This is a genomic window from Stenotrophomonas sp. HITSZ_GD (genome assembly GCF_029543105.1).
Lineage (GTDB): Bacteria > Pseudomonadota > Gammaproteobacteria > Xanthomonadales > Xanthomonadaceae > Stenotrophomonas_A.
Window position 1 is genome coordinate 1 of the sequence record NZ_JARQXB010000009.1, and the last position, 16310, is coordinate 16310.

Annotated in this window: 11 protein-coding genes; 8 read left to right on the forward strand and 3 right to left on the reverse strand. The window is 69.9% G+C overall.

The window, feature by feature from the left end:
- Window positions 1-246 precede the first annotated feature (246 nt).
- Complete coding sequence (locus P6166_RS10325) at window positions 247-873, reverse strand: OmpW family outer membrane protein (protein WP_277764380.1); 627 nt, start codon at window positions 871-873, stop codon at window positions 247-249.
- Window positions 874-1086: 213 nt separating this feature from the next.
- Between P6166_RS10325 and gap the strand changes: the two genes are divergently transcribed.
- Window positions 1087-2091: a type I glyceraldehyde-3-phosphate dehydrogenase gene (gene gap / locus P6166_RS10330; RefSeq protein WP_277764381.1), complete on the forward strand. Its 1005-nt coding sequence runs from the start codon at window positions 1087-1089 to the stop codon at window positions 2089-2091.
- 67 nt (window positions 2092-2158) lie between these two features.
- Here gap and P6166_RS10335 read toward each other — a convergent pair whose 3' ends face one another.
- Entirely contained in the window at window positions 2159-3235 is a 1077-nt protein-coding gene (locus tag P6166_RS10335) for a methyl-accepting chemotaxis protein (protein ID WP_277764382.1), read from the reverse strand.
- Between the two features lie 180 nt (window positions 3236-3415).
- On the opposite strand from P6166_RS10335, the gene P6166_RS10340 reads away from it, so the two are divergent.
- The 6 genes from P6166_RS10340 to P6166_RS10365 all read left to right on the forward strand — a co-directional run bounded on the left by P6166_RS10340 (window position 3416) and on the right by P6166_RS10365 (window position 12337).
- Window positions 3416-6055 (forward strand): DUF2339 domain-containing protein, encoded by a 2640-nt coding sequence (locus tag P6166_RS10340; RefSeq protein ID WP_277764383.1) that lies wholly within the window; start codon window positions 3416-3418, stop codon window positions 6053-6055.
- The gene (locus P6166_RS10345) at window positions 6052-7425 is read left to right on the forward strand and encodes a DUF3999 domain-containing protein (RefSeq protein WP_277764384.1); all 1374 of its coding nucleotides are present in this window, start codon (window positions 6052-6054) and stop codon (window positions 7423-7425) included. The genes P6166_RS10340 and P6166_RS10345 overlap by 4 nt, the downstream gene beginning before the upstream one ends.
- Before the next feature lie 116 nt (window positions 7426-7541).
- Window positions 7542-8717: a phosphoglycerate kinase gene (locus P6166_RS10350; RefSeq protein ID WP_277764385.1), complete on the forward strand. Its 1176-nt coding sequence runs from the start codon at window positions 7542-7544 to the stop codon at window positions 8715-8717.
- Window positions 8714-9361 (forward strand): HAD family hydrolase, encoded by a 648-nt coding sequence (locus P6166_RS10355; protein WP_345781871.1) that lies wholly within the window; start codon window positions 8714-8716, stop codon window positions 9359-9361. Before P6166_RS10350 ends, P6166_RS10355 begins: the two co-directional genes overlap by 4 nt.
- Window positions 9362-9705: 344 nt before the next feature.
- Entirely contained in the window at window positions 9706-11172 is a 1467-nt protein-coding gene (pyk, locus tag P6166_RS10360; protein ID WP_277764386.1) for a pyruvate kinase, read from the forward strand.
- Window positions 11173-11332: 160 nt separating this feature from the next.
- Window positions 11333-12337 (forward strand): class I fructose-bisphosphate aldolase, encoded by a 1005-nt coding sequence (locus tag P6166_RS10365; protein WP_130318708.1) that lies wholly within the window; start codon window positions 11333-11335, stop codon window positions 12335-12337.
- Window positions 12338-12404: 67 nt separating this feature from the next.
- Here P6166_RS10365 and P6166_RS10370 read toward each other — a convergent pair whose 3' ends face one another.
- On the reverse strand, window positions 12405-12944 hold the full coding sequence (locus P6166_RS10370; RefSeq protein ID WP_277764387.1) for an O-acetyl-ADP-ribose deacetylase: 540 nt from the start codon (window positions 12942-12944) through the stop codon (window positions 12405-12407).
- Window positions 12945-13197: 253 nt separating this feature from the next.
- Here P6166_RS10370 and P6166_RS10375 point away from each other — a divergent pair, with 253 nt between their 5' ends.
- On the forward strand, window positions 13198-16299 hold the full coding sequence (locus P6166_RS10375; protein WP_277764388.1) for a TonB-dependent receptor: 3102 nt from the start codon (window positions 13198-13200) through the stop codon (window positions 16297-16299).
- Window positions 16300-16310: the final 11 nt, after the last annotated feature.

Genomic DNA, 16310 nt, shown 5'->3' on the forward strand with positions numbered 1-16310 from the left:
CTTTCGGGACCGTAGGCGACATGGATGTCGCCTACGAGCCCCCATGGATGGGTTCACGGCGTGTCCCGAAAGGGCCCCGCCCCCGCAGACCGTGCACGAAACCCAAGCAGCCGACCCACATCGAAGGCCATCCCACAACCAAACGCACAGCACCCCCAAAAAACCGCAGGCCAAGAAAAAAGCCACGACACCCCTCCCCGGGTGCCGCGGCCTTCCCCACACACGCTATCGCGTGGCCGGCCTGGATCAGAAGCGATGCACGTACGCCACGCCGTAGACCAGCGGATCGATGTTCACCGTACCCAGCTTCTGCCCATCCAGCTTCACCTTGCTGTCGATATCGATCCACCGCACGTCCACGCGGACCGAGCTCTTGTCGGCCACCTTGAAGTCCAGGCCCGCGTGCGCCGCCAGGCCCCACGAATCTTCCAGCTTGAGCTTGCTGCCCGCCAGCGCGCCGCTCGTGTCCTCGCTGAAGAAGGTCGTGTAGTTGATGCCCGCGCCCAGGAACGGCGACACCTTGCCCTGGCTGTTGAAGTGGTACTGGATCGACACCACCGGCGGCAGGTGCTTGGTGCTGCCCACCCGGCCCAGCCCGTCGATGTTGATGTCGTGCTTGAACGGCAGCGCCGCCAGCACCTCGATGCCCACGTTGTCGGCGATGAAATATTCGCCGGTGATCGTCGGCTTCACGTCGCTGTCCACGTCCACCGCCAGCGTGCCGCCGGCCAGCTTGCCGTTGTCGGACTTCGGGTTTACCTGGTGCACGCCCACGCCGAGGGTCCAGTCGCCCTTGGACTGTGCCAGGGCGGGGGTGGCGACGGCGGCGACAGCGGCGGCCAGGGCACAGCTCAGGATCGTCTTGTTGCGCATTGTCTTGTCTTTCCGAGGGTGTTGGGGTCCGGAACGCAGTCTCCGCGCCGTCGCCCGCCCCCGCCTTGATTGGAATCAAATCCGCCCGCGCCCCCGGCGGCCGCGCGATGCCCGCCCCGCCCGGCCCACGGGCCGGGCCCCGGCGGCCACCCCTGCTAGAATGAGCGTCCCTTTCCACCCGCCGCGCTGGCGCGGCCGCAGGAGCTTGTGAACATGGCAATCAAGGTCGGCATCAACGGTTTCGGTCGCATCGGGCGCAACGTCCTGCGTTCGGCGGTGCAGAACTTCGGCAACGACATCGAGATCGTGGCCATCAACGACCTGCTGGAGCCGGACTACCTGGCCTACATGCTCCAGTACGACTCCGTCCACGGCCGCTTCAAGGGCGACATCAAGGTCGACGGCAATACCCTGCTGGTCAACGGCAAGAAGATTCGCCTGACCCAGGAGCGCGACCCGGCCAACCTGAAGTGGGACGAGGTCGGCGCGGAGGTGGTCATCGAATCTACCGGCCTGTTCCTCACCAAGGAAACCGCCGAGAAGCACCTGGCCGCCGGCGCGAAGAAGGTCATCATGTCGGCCCCGTCCAAGGACGACACGCCGATGTTCGTCTACGGCGTGAACCACGCCGAGTACAACGGCGAGACCATCGTCTCCAACGCCTCGTGCACCACCAACTGCCTGGCCCCGCTGGCCAAGGTCATCCACGACAAGTGGGGCATCAAGCGTGGCCTGATGACCACCGTGCATGCCGCCACCGCCACGCAGAAGACCGTCGACGGCCCGTCCAACAAGGATTGGCGCGGCGGCCGCGGCATCCTGGAGAACATCATCCCGTCCTCCACCGGCGCGGCCAAGGCCGTGGGCAAGGTCATCCCCTCGCTCAACAAGAAGCTGACCGGCATGAGCTTCCGCGTGCCGACCAGCGACGTCTCGGTGGTCGACCTGACCTGCGAACTGGAAAAGCCGGCGACCTACGCCGAGATCTGCGCCGAGATCAAGGCACAGAGCGAAGGCGCGCTGAAGGGCATCCTCGGCTACACCGAGGACAAGGTGGTGGCCACCGATTTCCGCGGCGAGACCTGCACCTCGGTGTTCGACGCCGACGCCGGCATCCAGCTCGACGACACCTTCGTCAAGCTGGTGAGCTGGTACGACAACGAGTGGGGCTACTCCAACAAGTGCCTGGAGCTGGCCAAGGTCGTGGCGGCGAAGTAAGCCGCGTGTAGTGACCGAACGAAAAACCCCGGCCGATGCCGGGGTTTTTTGTGGGAGCGCGCAGGCCTCACACCGCCTGCAGGATCAGCGAATGCCAGCCGGTGCGATACGTCTCGTATCCCGGCGAGGCCGCATGCGCGATGCAGTGCGGCCGCCCGCCGTACTCCACCACCTGCGCCGCGCGCGGCTGCCGCAGCAGCTGCTCGCGCCCGGCGAAGTCGATCACGTCCTGCAGCACGCGCCCGGCCGAGTCGGCCAGCACGCGGCCCTCGTCGTCGACGATGCACACGCGGCTGCGCGCCCATTCCTGTTCCGAGAGCGGCGTGCGCTGCACCACCGTTTGCGCCAGCGCGTCCCAGCGAAACACGATGCCGAGCACGCCGAGCATGCGCCCATCCACGCGGCCGCCTTCGCGCACGCTGCAGGCATACACCAGCACGCGCTCGCCGCCGGCCAGCGGCGTGGCGTGCACGGTCTGGAAACTGAACTCCTCGCCGCTGGCGGTGCGCAGCGCGCCTTCGAACCAGTCGGTGTCGCGCACGTCCAGGCCGGCCGAGGCGTACAGGCCCGGCCGGCCATTGGCCAGTACGCGCCCATCCAGCCCCACCAGCACCAGGTCGAAGTACACCGTGTACGAATCGAGGATCTGCCCCATGCGACGGGAGGCGTGGGCCAGTTCGTCCGGCGTGCGGCTCTGCCGCGCGGCCGCCACCACCGCCGCGTCGGTCGCCCACCAGCGCACGTCGCAGCTGCGCTCGTAGAGGTTGCGGTCGATCAGGTCGATGTTGACCAGCGCCAGCTCGCCCAGGCGGGTGCGGCGCACGTCGTCCTCCAGCCGCGCCAGCGTGTCGTGCATCTCCCCGCGCGTGGCCTCGGCGCTGCGGTCGATGTCGCGCGTGGCATCGGCCACGCGGCGCGAGAGTACGTCCATCTCCTGGGCGATCACCGCAAAGCCGCGGCCGGCCGCGCCGATGCGCGCCGACTCGATGCGGGCGTTCATCGAGATCACCTGCGTGGTGCGGTTGATCTCCTCGATGCGCTGCAGCGACTGCCGCAGCTGGGACAGCAGGCGTGAGGACAGGCCGGCGACCGAACGGATGTGGTCGTCGACGCTGGCCTCGGCGGGCGCGGCGGGCAGGTTCATGCGGGACATCCTTGGAGGGGGAGGGGCGGCGCTTCTTGCACCCCGTCAAGCGCTCATCGGCCTGCGGCGGCGGGACTTTAGCGGCGGGGCCCGGAAGGCGGCCGCAACCTCCGGTAGCATGCGGGCACGGCAGGCCGCCGGTCCCGGCGGCGCCCCCGAGGGATCAAGGAGCAGGACGCTTTGGAATCGATCATCGTGCTGGTGGTGCTGGCGATCCTCGCCGTGCCGGTGTTGTTGCTGGTGCTGTGGCTGTCCTTGGCGGGCCTGCGCCGCCGCGTGGGCGAACTGGAACGCGAGGTCGCCGCACTGCGCACCCGCCCGTTGGCAGAGGCTCCCGCCGCCCCGGCACGGGCGACGCCGGCCGCCGCGGCATACCCCGAGGCCGCGTCGCCGCCCCCGGTCGCCGCGCCGGCAGCGCAACCGCCGGCCTTGCCGCCCGCGCCCTGGGGGGCGGAGCGGGCTGAACCGGCCGCACGGCCCGCGCGCCCCGCCGCGCCCCAGCCGTTCATGCGCGGGCCCGGCCCGCTCGACCACTTCCTGGCGAGGGCCAAGCGCTGGTTCACCGAAGGCAACGTGCCGGTCAAGGTCGGCATGCTGGTGCTGCTGGCCGGTGTCGGCGCATTGCTCAAGTACGCCAGCGACCAAGGCTGGCTGCGCCTGCCGGTCGAGCTGCGCCTGGCGGGCATCGCCGCGGCGGCGCTCGGCGGGCTGGTGTTCGGCTGGCGCCAGCGCGTGGCACGGCCCGGCTTCGGCAAGGCCTTGCAGGGCGGGGCGATCGGCGTGTTGTTGCTGGTGGTGTTCGCCGCGTTCAAGCAGCACGGGCTGATCCCCGCCGGCGCCGCGTTCGGGTTGAGCGTGCTGCTGGTGGCCGGCATGTGCGTGCTGGCGGTGCTGCAGGATTCGCGCACGCTGGCGGTGCTCGGCACGTTGGCCGGCTTCCTCGCGCCGCTGTGGTTGTCCACCGGCAGCGGCAACCACGTGGCGCTGTTCTCCTACTACGCGCTGGTCAACGCCGGCGTGTTCGCCATTGCCTGGTGGCGGCCGTGGCGCGTGTTGAACCTGCTGGGCTTCGCCTTCACCTTCGGCATCGGCACGATGTGGGGCGTGCTGAGCTACAAGCCGGCGCAGTTCACCACCACCGAGCCGTTCCTGTTGCTGTTCTTCGCCTTCTATCTGCTGATCCCGGTGTTGTACGCGCGCCGCGAGGGCAGTGCGCGCTGGGTGGATGGCAGCCTGGTGTTCGGCACGCCGCTGGTCGCCTTCGCGTTGCAGGCCGGCCTGCTGCAGGGCGCGCGCTGGCCGCTGGCCGGTTGCGCGCTGGCCGCGGCGGCCATCTACGTGCTGCTGGCGATGTTCTGCCTGCGCGAGGAACGCACGCGCCTGCTCGGCCAGGCACACGCGGTGCTGGCGGTCGGCTTCGCCACGCTGGCGGTACCGCTGGCGTTGTCGGCGCACGCCACCGCGGGCGTGTTCGCGCTGGAAGGCGCCGGGCTGCTCTGGCTGGGGCTGCGCCAGCAACGCACGCTGCCGCAGTTCGCCGGCGTGGCCTTGCAGCTGGCGGCCATGGTGGCCTTCTCGGTGGCGATGCCGGTCAACGACGAGGCGCTGCGTGCGGTCGCCAATCCGAACTTCATGAGCGGCCTGCTGATCGCCATCGCCGGTTTCGCCATCGCCTGGAGCTGGCGCGCGCATCGCCTGTCGGAGCCGGCCGCGGTGGCCTACGTGTGGGCGCTGGTGTGGTGGACGGGCGTGGTGAACCACGAGATCGAGCGCTTCGTCGCCCCCGGCGCGCGCGCCCACGTGGCGCTGGCGCTGGCCGGCGCGACCGGCTGGCTCGCCGCCGAGGTGCATCGCCGGCGCCCCGCCTTCGCATTGGCCGCGACCACGGCCGCCGCGTTCGCGCTGGGCATTCCGTTGGCGCTGGCACAGACCGGGCTCGATCGCCCGCCGTTGGCCGGGCAGGGCGCCTGGGCGTGGCCGGTGTTCGCGCTGCTCGGCGTGCGTGCGCTGTGGTGCCTGCGCGCGGCGCCGCGCAGCCGCGCCGCCGCTGCGGCGCAGTTCGCCTGGTGGCTGCTGTGGACGTGCGTGGCGACGCTGTGCCTGCGCTGCCTGGGCTTGCACTACGCGCTGGCCGGCGGCTGGCTGCTGGCGCTCGGCACGGCGCCGTGGCTGGTGCTGCTGGCCGGCGCGCTGTTGCGCGGGCACTGGTTGTCGGCGCCGCTGGGCGAGGCCTTCTCGCCGTGGCTGCCGGCCTTGCGCGGCGTCGCCGCCGCGGTGGTGGCGGTGATCTGGCTGGTGTCGCTGGGCGCGCCGCTGTCGGCGCAGCCGTTGCCATGGTTGCCCGTGCTCAATCCTGGCGAACTGACGCAGCTGGCGGCGCTCGCGTTGCTGGTGCATGCGTTGTGGCGGCACGCGCCGGCATCGCTGTCGGCGCGCCGCGTGCCGCTGGCGGCCATCGCCGCGCTGCTGTGGATCACCGCGGCCACGCTGCGCAGCGTGCACCACTGGGCAGGCCTGCCGTGGGACTTCTCGCTGCTGTCGGCCGGCGAAAGCCAGACCAGCCTGACGATCGTGTGGAGCGTGCTCGGCGTGGCCGGCTGGATCGCCGGCTCGCGGCGCCAGCAGCGCGCGCTGTGGCTGGCCGGTGCGGTGCTGATGGCGCTGGTGCTGGGCAAACTGGTGCTGGTCGACCGCCAGCACCTGGGCAACCTGCTCGGCATCGGTTCCTTCATCGCCTACGGGCTACTGTGCACGCTGGTGGGCTATTTCGCGCCGGCGCCCCCGCGTGCGCCAGCGCCGCCGCAGGAGGACATGGCATGAGGTCAGTGGTGCGTGGCATCGGGTGCTGGTGTTGGTTCGTGCCGGCCGTCGCGCTGGCGGCGGTGGCCAACCGCCCGGCGGAATACGTGCGGCAGTGGCCGTTGCAACTGGACGGTGCCGACGCTGGCGCGTATCGCGTGCACCTGGACGAGGCGGTGTACCGCACCGCGCATTCGCCCACGCTGGCCGACGTGCAGCCGTTCAACGCGCAAGGCCAGCCGCTGCCGGCCGCGCTGGCCGAAGTGGATGCCGCGGTGCCGGCGGCCGAACTGCAGCCCTTGCCGGTGTTCGTGCTGCCCGCCGAGGGCACGGCGCGAGCGGGCGACCTCGAACTGATCGCCGAGCGCGATGCCGATGGGCGCATCCGCCGCCTGCAGGCGCGCGAACCCGGCGGCGCGCCGGCGAGCGCCACGCCACGCGCCTGGCTGCTGGACGCCAGCGCGCTGCGCGCGCCGATGCAGGCGTTGCGGCTGGAGTGGGATGCGGCCGCCGCGCCGGTGCAGGCCGAACTGCGCGTGGAAGGCAGCGAGGACCTGCGCGACTGGTACCTGCTGGACCCGCATGCCGCGGTGATGGACCTGGGCAACGGCGCGCAGCGCCTGCAGCAGCGCCGCATCGTGCTCGACAGCCATGCGCGCTACTTGCGCGTGCAGCTGCTGTCCGGCAGCCTGCCGCCACTGCGCGTGGCGCGCGCCGAACTCCCTGGCCCGCTGCGCCCGGATGCCACGCGCTGGCTGGGCCTGGATGGCCAGCCGCAGGAGCGCGGCTACGTCTACACGCTGCCGGGTCGCTTCCCGGTGGGGCAGGTGGATGTCGAAGCCGCGGACAACCAGGCCACGCGCTGGATCGTGCAGAGCCGCGACAGCGAGGATGCACCCTGGGTGAAGCGCGCCGGCCCCTGGCTCGCGTTCCAGCTCGGTGCCGGCCCCGCCGCGCAGCGTTCGGCGCCGCAGGCGCTGGCGGTGCCGAGCCGCGACCGTTATTGGCGGCTGATTCCCGACAGCGGCGAAGCCGCCGCGATGCCCAGGCTGCGCCTGGGTTATCGCCCGGAGACGCTGGTGTTCATCGCCCAGGGCGCCGCGCCGTACACGCTGGCGGCGGGCAGCGCGCGCGTGCATCGCGCCGAAGCGCCGCTCTCGCAGCTGGTGGCCACGCTGCGCCGCGCACGCGGGCCGGACTGGCAACCCGCGCGCGCCACGTTGTCGGCCCAAGCGCAGGTGCTGGCGGGCGAAGCCGCGCTGGAACCCGCGCCCCGCCCGATCGACTGGAAGACCTGGCTGCTGTGGGCGCTGCTGGTCGGCGGCGCGCTGCTCGTGGCCGGCTTCGCGCTCACGTTGTTGCGCGGCCGCGGCGCCACGCCGGCGGCCTGAGCGCGCCGCGGTTTGCCCGATCCGGCGTGACGCCGGACAATGGGAATCCGTTTTCCCGCGCCGTGCCGCGATGCGGCGTGCGCGCTTCCCCATTCCAGACCCAGCGAGTTGCGAACATGTCCATCGTCCGAATGACCGACCTCGACCTCACCGGCAAGCGCGTGCTGATCCGCCAGGATCTCAACGTGCCGATCGAGGATGGCCGCATCACGTCCGAGCAGCGCATCCTCGCCTCGGTGCCCACGCTGAAGCGGGCGCTCGAGCAGGGCGCGGCGGTGATGGTGACCTCGCACCTGGGCCGGCCGAAGGAGGGCACCTGGACCGAGGCCGATTCGCTCGCCCCGGTGGCCCAGCGCCTGTCCGAACTGCTGAAGATCGACGTGCCGCTGGTGCGCGACTGGGTCGATGGCGTGCAGGTGCAGCCGGGCCAGCTCGTGCTGCTGGAGAACTGCCGCATGAACGTCGGCGAAGGCAAGGACGACGAAGCGCTGTCGAAGAAGTACGCCGCGCTGTGCGACGTGTTCGTGATGGACGCCTTCGGCACCGCGCATCGCGCGCAGGCCTCCACGCACGGCGTGATCCGCTTCGCCCCGGTCGCCGCGGGCGGCCCACTGCTGATGGCGGAACTCGACGCGCTGGCCAAGGCGCTGGCGCAGCCGGCACGCCCGCTGCTGGCGATCGTGGCGGGCAGTAAGGTCTCCACCAAGCTGGAGCTGCTGACAAGCCTCGTGGACAAGGTGGACCAGCTGATCGTCGGTGGCGGCATCGCCAACACCTTCATCGCCGCCGCCGGTTACAGCGTGGGCAAATCGCTGTGCGAGCCGGACCTGATCGACACCGCCAACAAGATCGTCGCCGCCGCCAAGGCGCGCGGTGCCGACATCCCGCTGCCGACCGACGTCGTGGTCGCCAAGCAGTTCATGCCCGACGCGGAGGCCACCGTGAAGGCGGTCGATGCCGTCGCCGAGGATGACCTGATCCTGGACATCGGCCCGCAGACCGCCGCGCGTTACGCCGGCCTGATCGCGCAGGCCGGCACCGTGGTGTGGAACGGCCCGGTGGGCGTGTTCGAGTTCGACGCCTTCAGCCACGGCACCGAGACCCTGGCCAAGGCGATCGCGGCCTCGCCGGCCTTTTCCATTGCCGGCGGTGGCGACACCTTGGCCGCCGTGGACAAATACGGCATCGCCGGGCAGGTGGGCTACATCTCCACCGGCGGCGGCGCGTTCCTGGAGTTCCTCGAAGGCAAGACCCTGCCGGCCGTCGCCGCGCTGGAAGCGCGCGGCCAGTGAGCGCGACGCCGGCCACGCTGTTCTTCGACATGGACGGCACGCTGATCGATTCCGAACCGGGGATCGTCGGCGGCATCGTGCACACGTTCGACCGCCTCGGGCAGATGCTGCCTTCGATGGACCAACTGCGCGGCTGGATCGGCCCACCGCTGCGCGACAGCTTCCATGAACGCTTCGACGGTGACGAGGCCATGGTCGAACAGGCGCTCGCGCTGTACCGCGAGCGCTACGACGCGGTCGGCTGGACCGAGCACAGCGTGTTTCCGGGCATCGCCGAGGTGATCCCGGCGTTGCGCGCCGCGGGCCACCGCCTGGCCGTGGTGACCTCGAAGAACGAGCGTTTCGCGCGCCGCATCGTCGAACACCTGCCGTTCGGCGGATGTTTCGAGGAAGTGGTAGGCGCCAGCGACGATGGTGCCCGCCGCTTCAAGCCGGACCTGGTGGCCGAAGCCTTGCGCCGCACGCACCTCGCACCCGCCGACTGCATCATGATCGGCGACCGCCGCATGGACATCGAAGGCGCGCGCGCCCATGGCCTGCGCAGCATCGGCGTGCTGTGGGGCTTCGGCGACGAAGCCGAACTGACCCGCGCCGGCGCCGATGTGCTGGCGAAACAACCCGGCGACTTGCTCACGCTCGTCTAGCCGCTCGCGCGGCACCCCCGCGTTTGATCTGCGTCCCGACGGCGATGAACCGTCGGGCCGGTGGGGCCATGCCCTTTCCGGGACCGTAGGCGACAGGGATGTCGCCTACGAGCCTCCAGGGATGGATTCACGGCGTGTCCCGGAAAGGGCATGGCCCCGCTGGCCGCGCGCAGCACCCTGCGAGCCGAAGCCAGAATCGCAAGCAATGAACAAAGGTTCGCTCCATGCGCCCCCGCATGTTGCAGCACCCATTCCACATTCGCCCGCACGCTATATCGCAAAGCCATCCAGTCGAGCCCGCGCATGTGCTAATTTCCCGGACTTTTCCGGGGGAGCCCAACGTCATGACTGAACGCCAGCGCCGCACCAAGATTCTCGCCACCCTCGGACCGGCCACCGATCCGCCCGGCGTGCTTGAGGATCTGTTCCGCGCCGGCGTGAATGTCGTGCGCCTGAACTTCAGCCACGGCGACCCGTCCGGCCAGGCCAAGCGCGCCGCCGACGTGCGCGCCGCCGCCGCCCGCGTGGGCGCCGAGGTCGGCATCCTCGCCGACCTGCCCGGCCCGAAGATCCGTATCGAGCGCTTCGCCGAAGGCAAGATCGTCCTGAAGACCGGCGACCGCTTCGACCTCGTCGCCGACCCCAACGCCCCCGCCGGCGACCACACCCAGGTCGGCGTCAGCTACCTCGGCCTGCCGCAGGATGTCGGCCCCGGTGACGTCCTGCTGCTGGACGATGGCCTGATGCAGCTGCGCGTGATCGAAGTGCAGGGCGAGCGCATCGTGTGCACCGTCCTCAACGACGGCGTGCTGTCCGACCGCAAGGGCCTCAACAAGCAGGGCGGCGGCCTCTCGCTGGGCGCGCTGACCGAGCGCGACAAGGAATTGATCGGCATCGTGGCCAAGATCGGCGTGGACTTCATCGCCGTCTCGTTCTGCCGCAACGCCGAGGACATGAACGAAGCCCGCCGCATCGCCCGCGAGCATGGCTGCGACGCCGCTCTGGTCTCCAAGGTGGAGCGCACCGAGGCGATCGAGAACCTCGCCGAGATCGTCGAGGCCTCCGACGTGGTGATGGTCGCCCGCGGCGACCTCGGCGTGGAGATCGGCGACGCCGAACTGCCCGGCCTGCAGAAGAAGATCATCCGCGAGTCGCTGGCGCAGAACAAAGTCGTCATCACCGCCACGCAGATGCTGCAGTCGATGGTCGAAAGCCCGATCCCGACCCGCGCCGAAGTGCTGGACGTCGCCAACGCCGTCATCGACGGCACCGACGCGGTGATGCTCTCGGCCGAAACCGCCGCCGGCGCCTACCCGGTGCGCGCGGTGGAGGCGATGGCGCGCATCTGCCTGGGCGCCGAGCGCCAGTTCGAGACCGACGCGGACTTCAGCAAGGCCGCGCGCAACCTGGAGCGCGCCGACCAGGCGATCGCCATGGCCACCATGTTCCTGTCCGAGCACGTCGGCGTGCGCGCCATCGTCGCGATGACCGAATCCGGCGGCACCGCGCGCTACCTCTCGCGCTTCCGCGCCAAGGCGCCGATCTACGCGGTGACCCGCCACGACGGCGCGCGCCGCCAGATGGCGATGATGCGCGACGTGTTCCCGATCAACTTCGACAGCCGTGGCCTGACCCCGCGCGAAGCCGCGCGCGGCAGCATCCGCGTGCTGGTCGAGGCCAACCAGCTCAACGCCGGCGACCGCGTCGTGTTCACCAGCGGCGAGCACATGGAAACCCACGGCGCCACCAACACGCTGCGCCTGCTGGAAGTCGGCCCGGACGGCCGCGCCTCGGGCCTGGGCGAGCTGTAAGCCCTGCGATGACACACGGCTGTCCCGTCGCGACGACGAGGCGGTCAGTGGAAGCCATAGCTGATAAATCTGTAAACGTTTGCAGCCATTCCGTGAAGGAATGGCTGTATGCGTTCATGGCTATAATTGCGGTCTCCCCCGCTGCTGCCACAGGAAACACATGAGCATCGAACAGCTTGCCGAAACCGCCCAGGCCATGGTCGCCCCGGGCAAGGGCATCATCGCCATCGACGAGTCCACCAGCACGATCGCCAAGCGCTTCGCCGGCGTGGGAATCGAGAACACCGAAGAGAACCGCCGCGCCTACCGCGAGTTGCTGCTCACCACGCCCAAGCTGAGCGACTACATCTCCGGCGCCATCCTGTTCGACGAGACCATCCGCCAGTCCACCAAGGACGGCGTGCCGTTCGCCAAGTACATGAGCGAGCACGGCATCATCCCGGGCATCAAGGTGGACAAGGGCGCCCAGCCGCTGGCCGGCATGCCGGGCGAGCTGGTGACCGAAGGCCTGGACGGCCTGCGCGCGCGCCTGGAGGAGTACTACAAGCTCGGCGCCCGCTTCGCCAAGTGGCGCGCGGTCATCAACATCGGCGAGGACATCCCCTCCGGCACCTGCATCGAGGCCAACGCCCATGCGCTGGCGCGCTATGCCGCGCTGTGCCAGGAGCAGGGCCTGGTGCCGATGGTGGAGCCGGAAGTGATCATGGACGGCGACCACGACATCGAGACCTGCTACGAAGTGACCGAGGCGACCCTGCGTTCGCTGTTCGGCGCCCTGTACGAGCAGAACGTGGTGCTGGAAGGCACCATCCTGAAGGCCTCGATGGTCATCTCCGGCAAGGACTGCGAAGAGCAGGCCGGCATCGACGAGGTGGCCGAGTCCACCGTGATGTGCCTGAAGAGCACCGTGCCGGCGATCCTGCCGGGCATCGTGTTCCTGTCCGGCGGGCAGACCGACGAGCAGTCCACCGCGCACCTCAACGCGATGAACAAGCTGGGCAACCTGCCGTGGCCGCTGAGCTTCTCCTACGGCCGCGCCATGCAGCAGGCCGCGCTGAAGCTGTGGTCCAAGGACATGAAGGGCAACTTCGCCAAGGCCCAGCAGGTGGTCTACGAGCGCGCCCGCGAGAACGGCCTGGCCGCGCTGGGGCAGTGGAAGGGCTGATCGCCGCCCCATTGCGCCAACAAAAACGCCGGCGAACGCCGGCGTTTTTTTATCGCCGAGGCGCGGATCACGCCACTTGCGGCAGTGCCTGCGCCAGTTGCTGCTGGTATGCCTTGTACATCGCCTCGTTGAACGCCACCAGCACGATGCGCCGCGGCACCTTGTGCGACTTCTCCCAGGCCAGCGTTTCGCTCACCGCCACGCGCGCGGCCAGCTGCAGCGGATAACCGTAGATGCCGCAGCTGATCGCCGGGAAGGCGATCGAATGCAGGTCCATCTGCTCGGCCAGGCGCAGCGACTGCCAATAGCAGTTGGCCAGCAACTCCGGCTCGTGGTGCGTGCCGTCGCGCCACACCGGGCCGACCGCGTGGAAGACGTGCTGCGCCGGCAGCCGGAAGCCCGGCGTGGCGCGCACTTCGCCGGTCGGGCAGCGCACGCCCGGCCGTACCTCGGGCAGGCGCGCGCAGGCTTCCAGCAGCTGCGGCCCGGCCGCACGGTGGATCGCACCGTCGACCCCGCCCCCGCCGAGCAACGTTTCGTTGGCGGCGTTGACGATGACGTCGACGGCCAGTGTGGTGATGTCCCCTTGCCAGACTTCAATGTTCATGCGGCGATCTTCAGATGGCCCCCATGAGGGCGATGTGAGGGCCGGCAGCGCGCGCCGGGCGGAAGGCGACGATAGGGGCGCCCTGTCTCCGATCCTGCGACGTGTCAAGCCGAAAACGGATGCGGTTATGCACGCAACCCGATGATCAAGAAGAAAAATCGCATTCCGGCGGACGCGCTTCACGTGAAATGTTTCCGGCTCGTTCACCGCGCGGGCGCCGGGTCGCCATCGCGCAAGCTCCGGAGACCGTGCGATGCAGACACCGTGCTACAGAAACGTCCTGGCCGCCGCGCTGCTGCACGCGCTCGCCGGCACCGCCGCCGCCCAGTCGCCCGTGCCGCCGGTGGCCGACGAGCGCCGCGCCGGGGAGGCCATCGCCGAGCGCGAAGCCTCGGTCACCCAGTTGGACCGCGTGCAGGTCACCGCCACCGGCACGCGCATTCCGCGCGCAGGGTTCGACACGCTGGAGCCGGCGCAGGTGATCTCGCGGCAGAACCTGGACGATGCCAACATCACCAACCTCGCCACCGCCTTCGACCGCACCCCGAGTTTCAGCCTCGATGCGTCCTCGGAAGGCAGCCAGTCCGCGTTCGGGGCCGGGGTGAATTTCGCCAGCCGGTTCGGCCTGGGCTCCAACCGGCTGCTGACCCTGGTCAACGGGCGCCGCTACGTCAGCGCCAACCCGCCGACCGTCTTCGGCCCGGGCGACCCGGGCAGCCAGGTCGACCTCAACGTGATTCCCACCAACCTGATCGAGCGCACCGAGAACGTCAGCATCGGCGGCGCGCCGACCTACGGCTCGGACGCCATCAGTGGCGTGAGCAACGTGATCCTGCGCGACCACTTCGATGGCGTGGAGGTGGAACTGGGCTACGGCATGACCGAGCGTGGCGACGGCCAGCGCACCAGCGCATCCAGCCTGTTCGGCACCGATTTCGCCGACGGGCGTGGTCACTTCGTGCTGTCGCTGGACTACGAAGGCACGCAGGGCGTGCCGCAGTCGGCCCGGCGCTTCTACCGCAAGGGCTATTCGCTGCAGCCCAACCCTTCCGCCGCGGCGGTGTCGCGCTACCAGCCCGGCCGCGTCGCCGCCGAGGACGGCCGCGTGCGCACGGATATCCCCTTCAACGACGGCAACGACGATGGCGTACCCGGGCAGGTCTACATTCGCGACCGCCGCCTGCAGGCGATGACCTGGGGCGGCCTGGCGCTACCGACCGGCGCCTACACCGCTGATGCGAGCGGGCGCCTGCGCGGGTTCGGCGCCAACGCCGACCAGTACCTGCAGTTCGATCGCAACGGCCAGCTGGTGCCCTACGACCCCGGCACCAACTTCGGCGTCTCCAGCGCCTCGGGCGGCGAGGGGCTGCGCCTGTGGGACACCGGCCAGTTGCTCTCGCGCCTGGACCGCAAGATCGCCTACATGACCGGGCACTTCGATTTCACCGACCAGCTGCGCGGCTTCTGGGAGGCCTCGGCCTATGGCGGCGAAGCGCGCGAGATTCGCGCGCAGAGCGTCTACAACGCGGCCGGCTTCGGCACCGCCCAGCTGGATGGCCGCGGCGGCAAGAGCGGCATGCTGCAGATTCCCGCCAATCATCCGCTGCTGACCGCGCAGGCACGCGACACCTTGCAGGGCATCGGCGCGGAGACCTTCCAGCTCTCGCGCGCCTCGCGCGACCTGGTGACCAACAACGCCGGTGCGAACAGCAACGTGTGGCGCGTGGTCGGCGGCCTGGAAGGCCACTTCAACCTGGGCGAGCGCGGCTTCGACTGGGAAGCCAGCGGCGTCTACGGACGCGGCGATTTCAGCTATGGCGGCCAGGGCCTGGTGCAGCAGAACTTCATCAACGCGCTGAACGTCACGCGCACCGCCGACGGCCGCGTGGTATGCGATGCCTCGGCGCCGGGCACCGTGGCCGATGCCGCCTGCGTGCCGCTGGATATCTTCGGCGAGGGCCGCGCCTCGCGCGAGGCGCTGGCCTACGTGACGGTGCCCACGCGCACCCGTGCGATGCTCGCGCAGACGGTGTTCAACGCCAACCTCACCGGCGACCTGCTGGCGCTGCCGGGCGGCATGATGAGCTTCAACGCCGGTTACGAATACCGGCGCGAGCAGGGCAGCTTCGATCCCGGCAGCTTCCAGCAGCAGGGGCTGGGGCGCTCGGTCGCCATCTCGCCTTCGCGCGGCACGGTGCAGAGCAACGAGTTCTTCGGCGAGGTATTTGCGCCGTTGGTGGACGGCGAGGCCGGCCTTCCCGGCCTGCATCGATTCGACGTGACCGCCAAGCTGCGGCGGGTGAACAACTCGGTCAACGGCTGGTTCACCGCCTACACCTACGGCTTCCAGTACGAACCGGTCGCCGGCGTGCAGCTGCGCGCCAACCAGACCCGTTCGTTCCGTTCGCCGTCGCTGGTGGAGCTGTATGCGGACCAGGCAGCGTTCTATTCCGTCAACGAGCCCTGCCAGGCGGCCAACATCACCAGCGGGCCGCGCCCGGACAACCGCGCGGCGAACTGCGCCGCGTTCTTCGCCGGCTATCCCGCGGTCGATCCCGCCACCTTCCAGGGCCCGGCCAGCTCCATTCCCGGCCACCTGGTCGGCAGCCAGCAGCTGCGCAACGAGCAGGCCGATGCATGGACCGCCGGCCTGGTGCTGCAGCCCGACTGGGCCGAAGGCCTGCGCATGGCGGTGGACTACTACCGCATCGACCTGAGCGACATCATCGATTCGGTCGGCCCCAGCGACATCCTGTCCGGCTGCTTCGATGGCGATGCGTTCGATGCATCCGACGTCGCCCACGCCAATGCGTACTGCAGCATGGTGCGGCGCGATCCGGTCACGGCGATGGCCGAAAGCCTCAACACCACCTTCCTCAACGGCCCCTACATCAACTTCCGCGGCTGGACCGCCGAAGCCAGCTACCGGCTGGCGCTGGAACGCCTGGGCTGGGGCAAGGGACAGCTGGACCTGGGCGTGTACGCCTACTTCCCGCAGGTGTGGGAACGCGCCGCCGCGCCGGGCGTGCCGGCGGTGGACTCGGCCAATACCGGTAGCGGCGAAAGCCGCCAGTACCAATGGACCGCGCGCTACAGCAGTGGGCCGTGGACCCTGGGCACCTCCGCCACCTACACCCCGAGCCGGCCCGTGGCGCCCAACATCACGGTGGAAAGCCGCGACTACCTGCGCATGGACGGCTACCTGTCGGTGAACGCGAACGTCGGCTACCGGTTCAATGAGCGCTGGAGGATGAACCTCTCGGTGGACAACCTCACCGACGATATCGGGCCGTTCCCCTACGTGGTCGACGCGCTGGGCCGCCGTTACATGCTCACGGCGACGATGAAGCTGTAACCCTGCAAAGG

What these genes read in the sequence shown, in the direction of transcription:
- P6166_RS10370 (WP_277764387.1), bottom strand. Translation starts at nt 12,944, where the DNA reads ATGAACATTGAAGTCTGGCAAGGGGACATCACCACACTGGCCGTCGAC.
- gap (WP_277764381.1), top strand. Translation starts at nt 1,087, where the DNA reads ATGGCAATCAAGGTCGGCATCAACGGTTTCGGTCGCATCGGGCGCAAC.
- P6166_RS10375 (WP_277764388.1), top strand. Translation starts at nt 13,198, where the DNA reads ATGCAGACACCGTGCTACAGAAACGTCCTGGCCGCCGCGCTGCTGCAC.
- P6166_RS10325 (WP_277764380.1), bottom strand. Translation starts at nt 873, where the DNA reads ATGCGCAACAAGACGATCCTGAGCTGTGCCCTGGCCGCCGCTGTCGCC.
- P6166_RS10350 (WP_277764385.1), top strand. Translation starts at nt 7,542, where the DNA reads ATGTCCATCGTCCGAATGACCGACCTCGACCTCACCGGCAAGCGCGTG.
- P6166_RS10365 (WP_130318708.1), top strand. Translation starts at nt 11,333, where the DNA reads ATGAGCATCGAACAGCTTGCCGAAACCGCCCAGGCCATGGTCGCCCCG.
- pyk (WP_277764386.1), top strand. Translation starts at nt 9,706, where the DNA reads ATGACTGAACGCCAGCGCCGCACCAAGATTCTCGCCACCCTCGGACCG.
- P6166_RS10345 (WP_277764384.1), top strand. Translation starts at nt 6,052, where the DNA reads ATGAGGTCAGTGGTGCGTGGCATCGGGTGCTGGTGTTGGTTCGTGCCG.
- P6166_RS10335 (WP_277764382.1), bottom strand. Translation starts at nt 3,235, where the DNA reads ATGAACCTGCCCGCCGCGCCCGCCGAGGCCAGCGTCGACGACCACATC.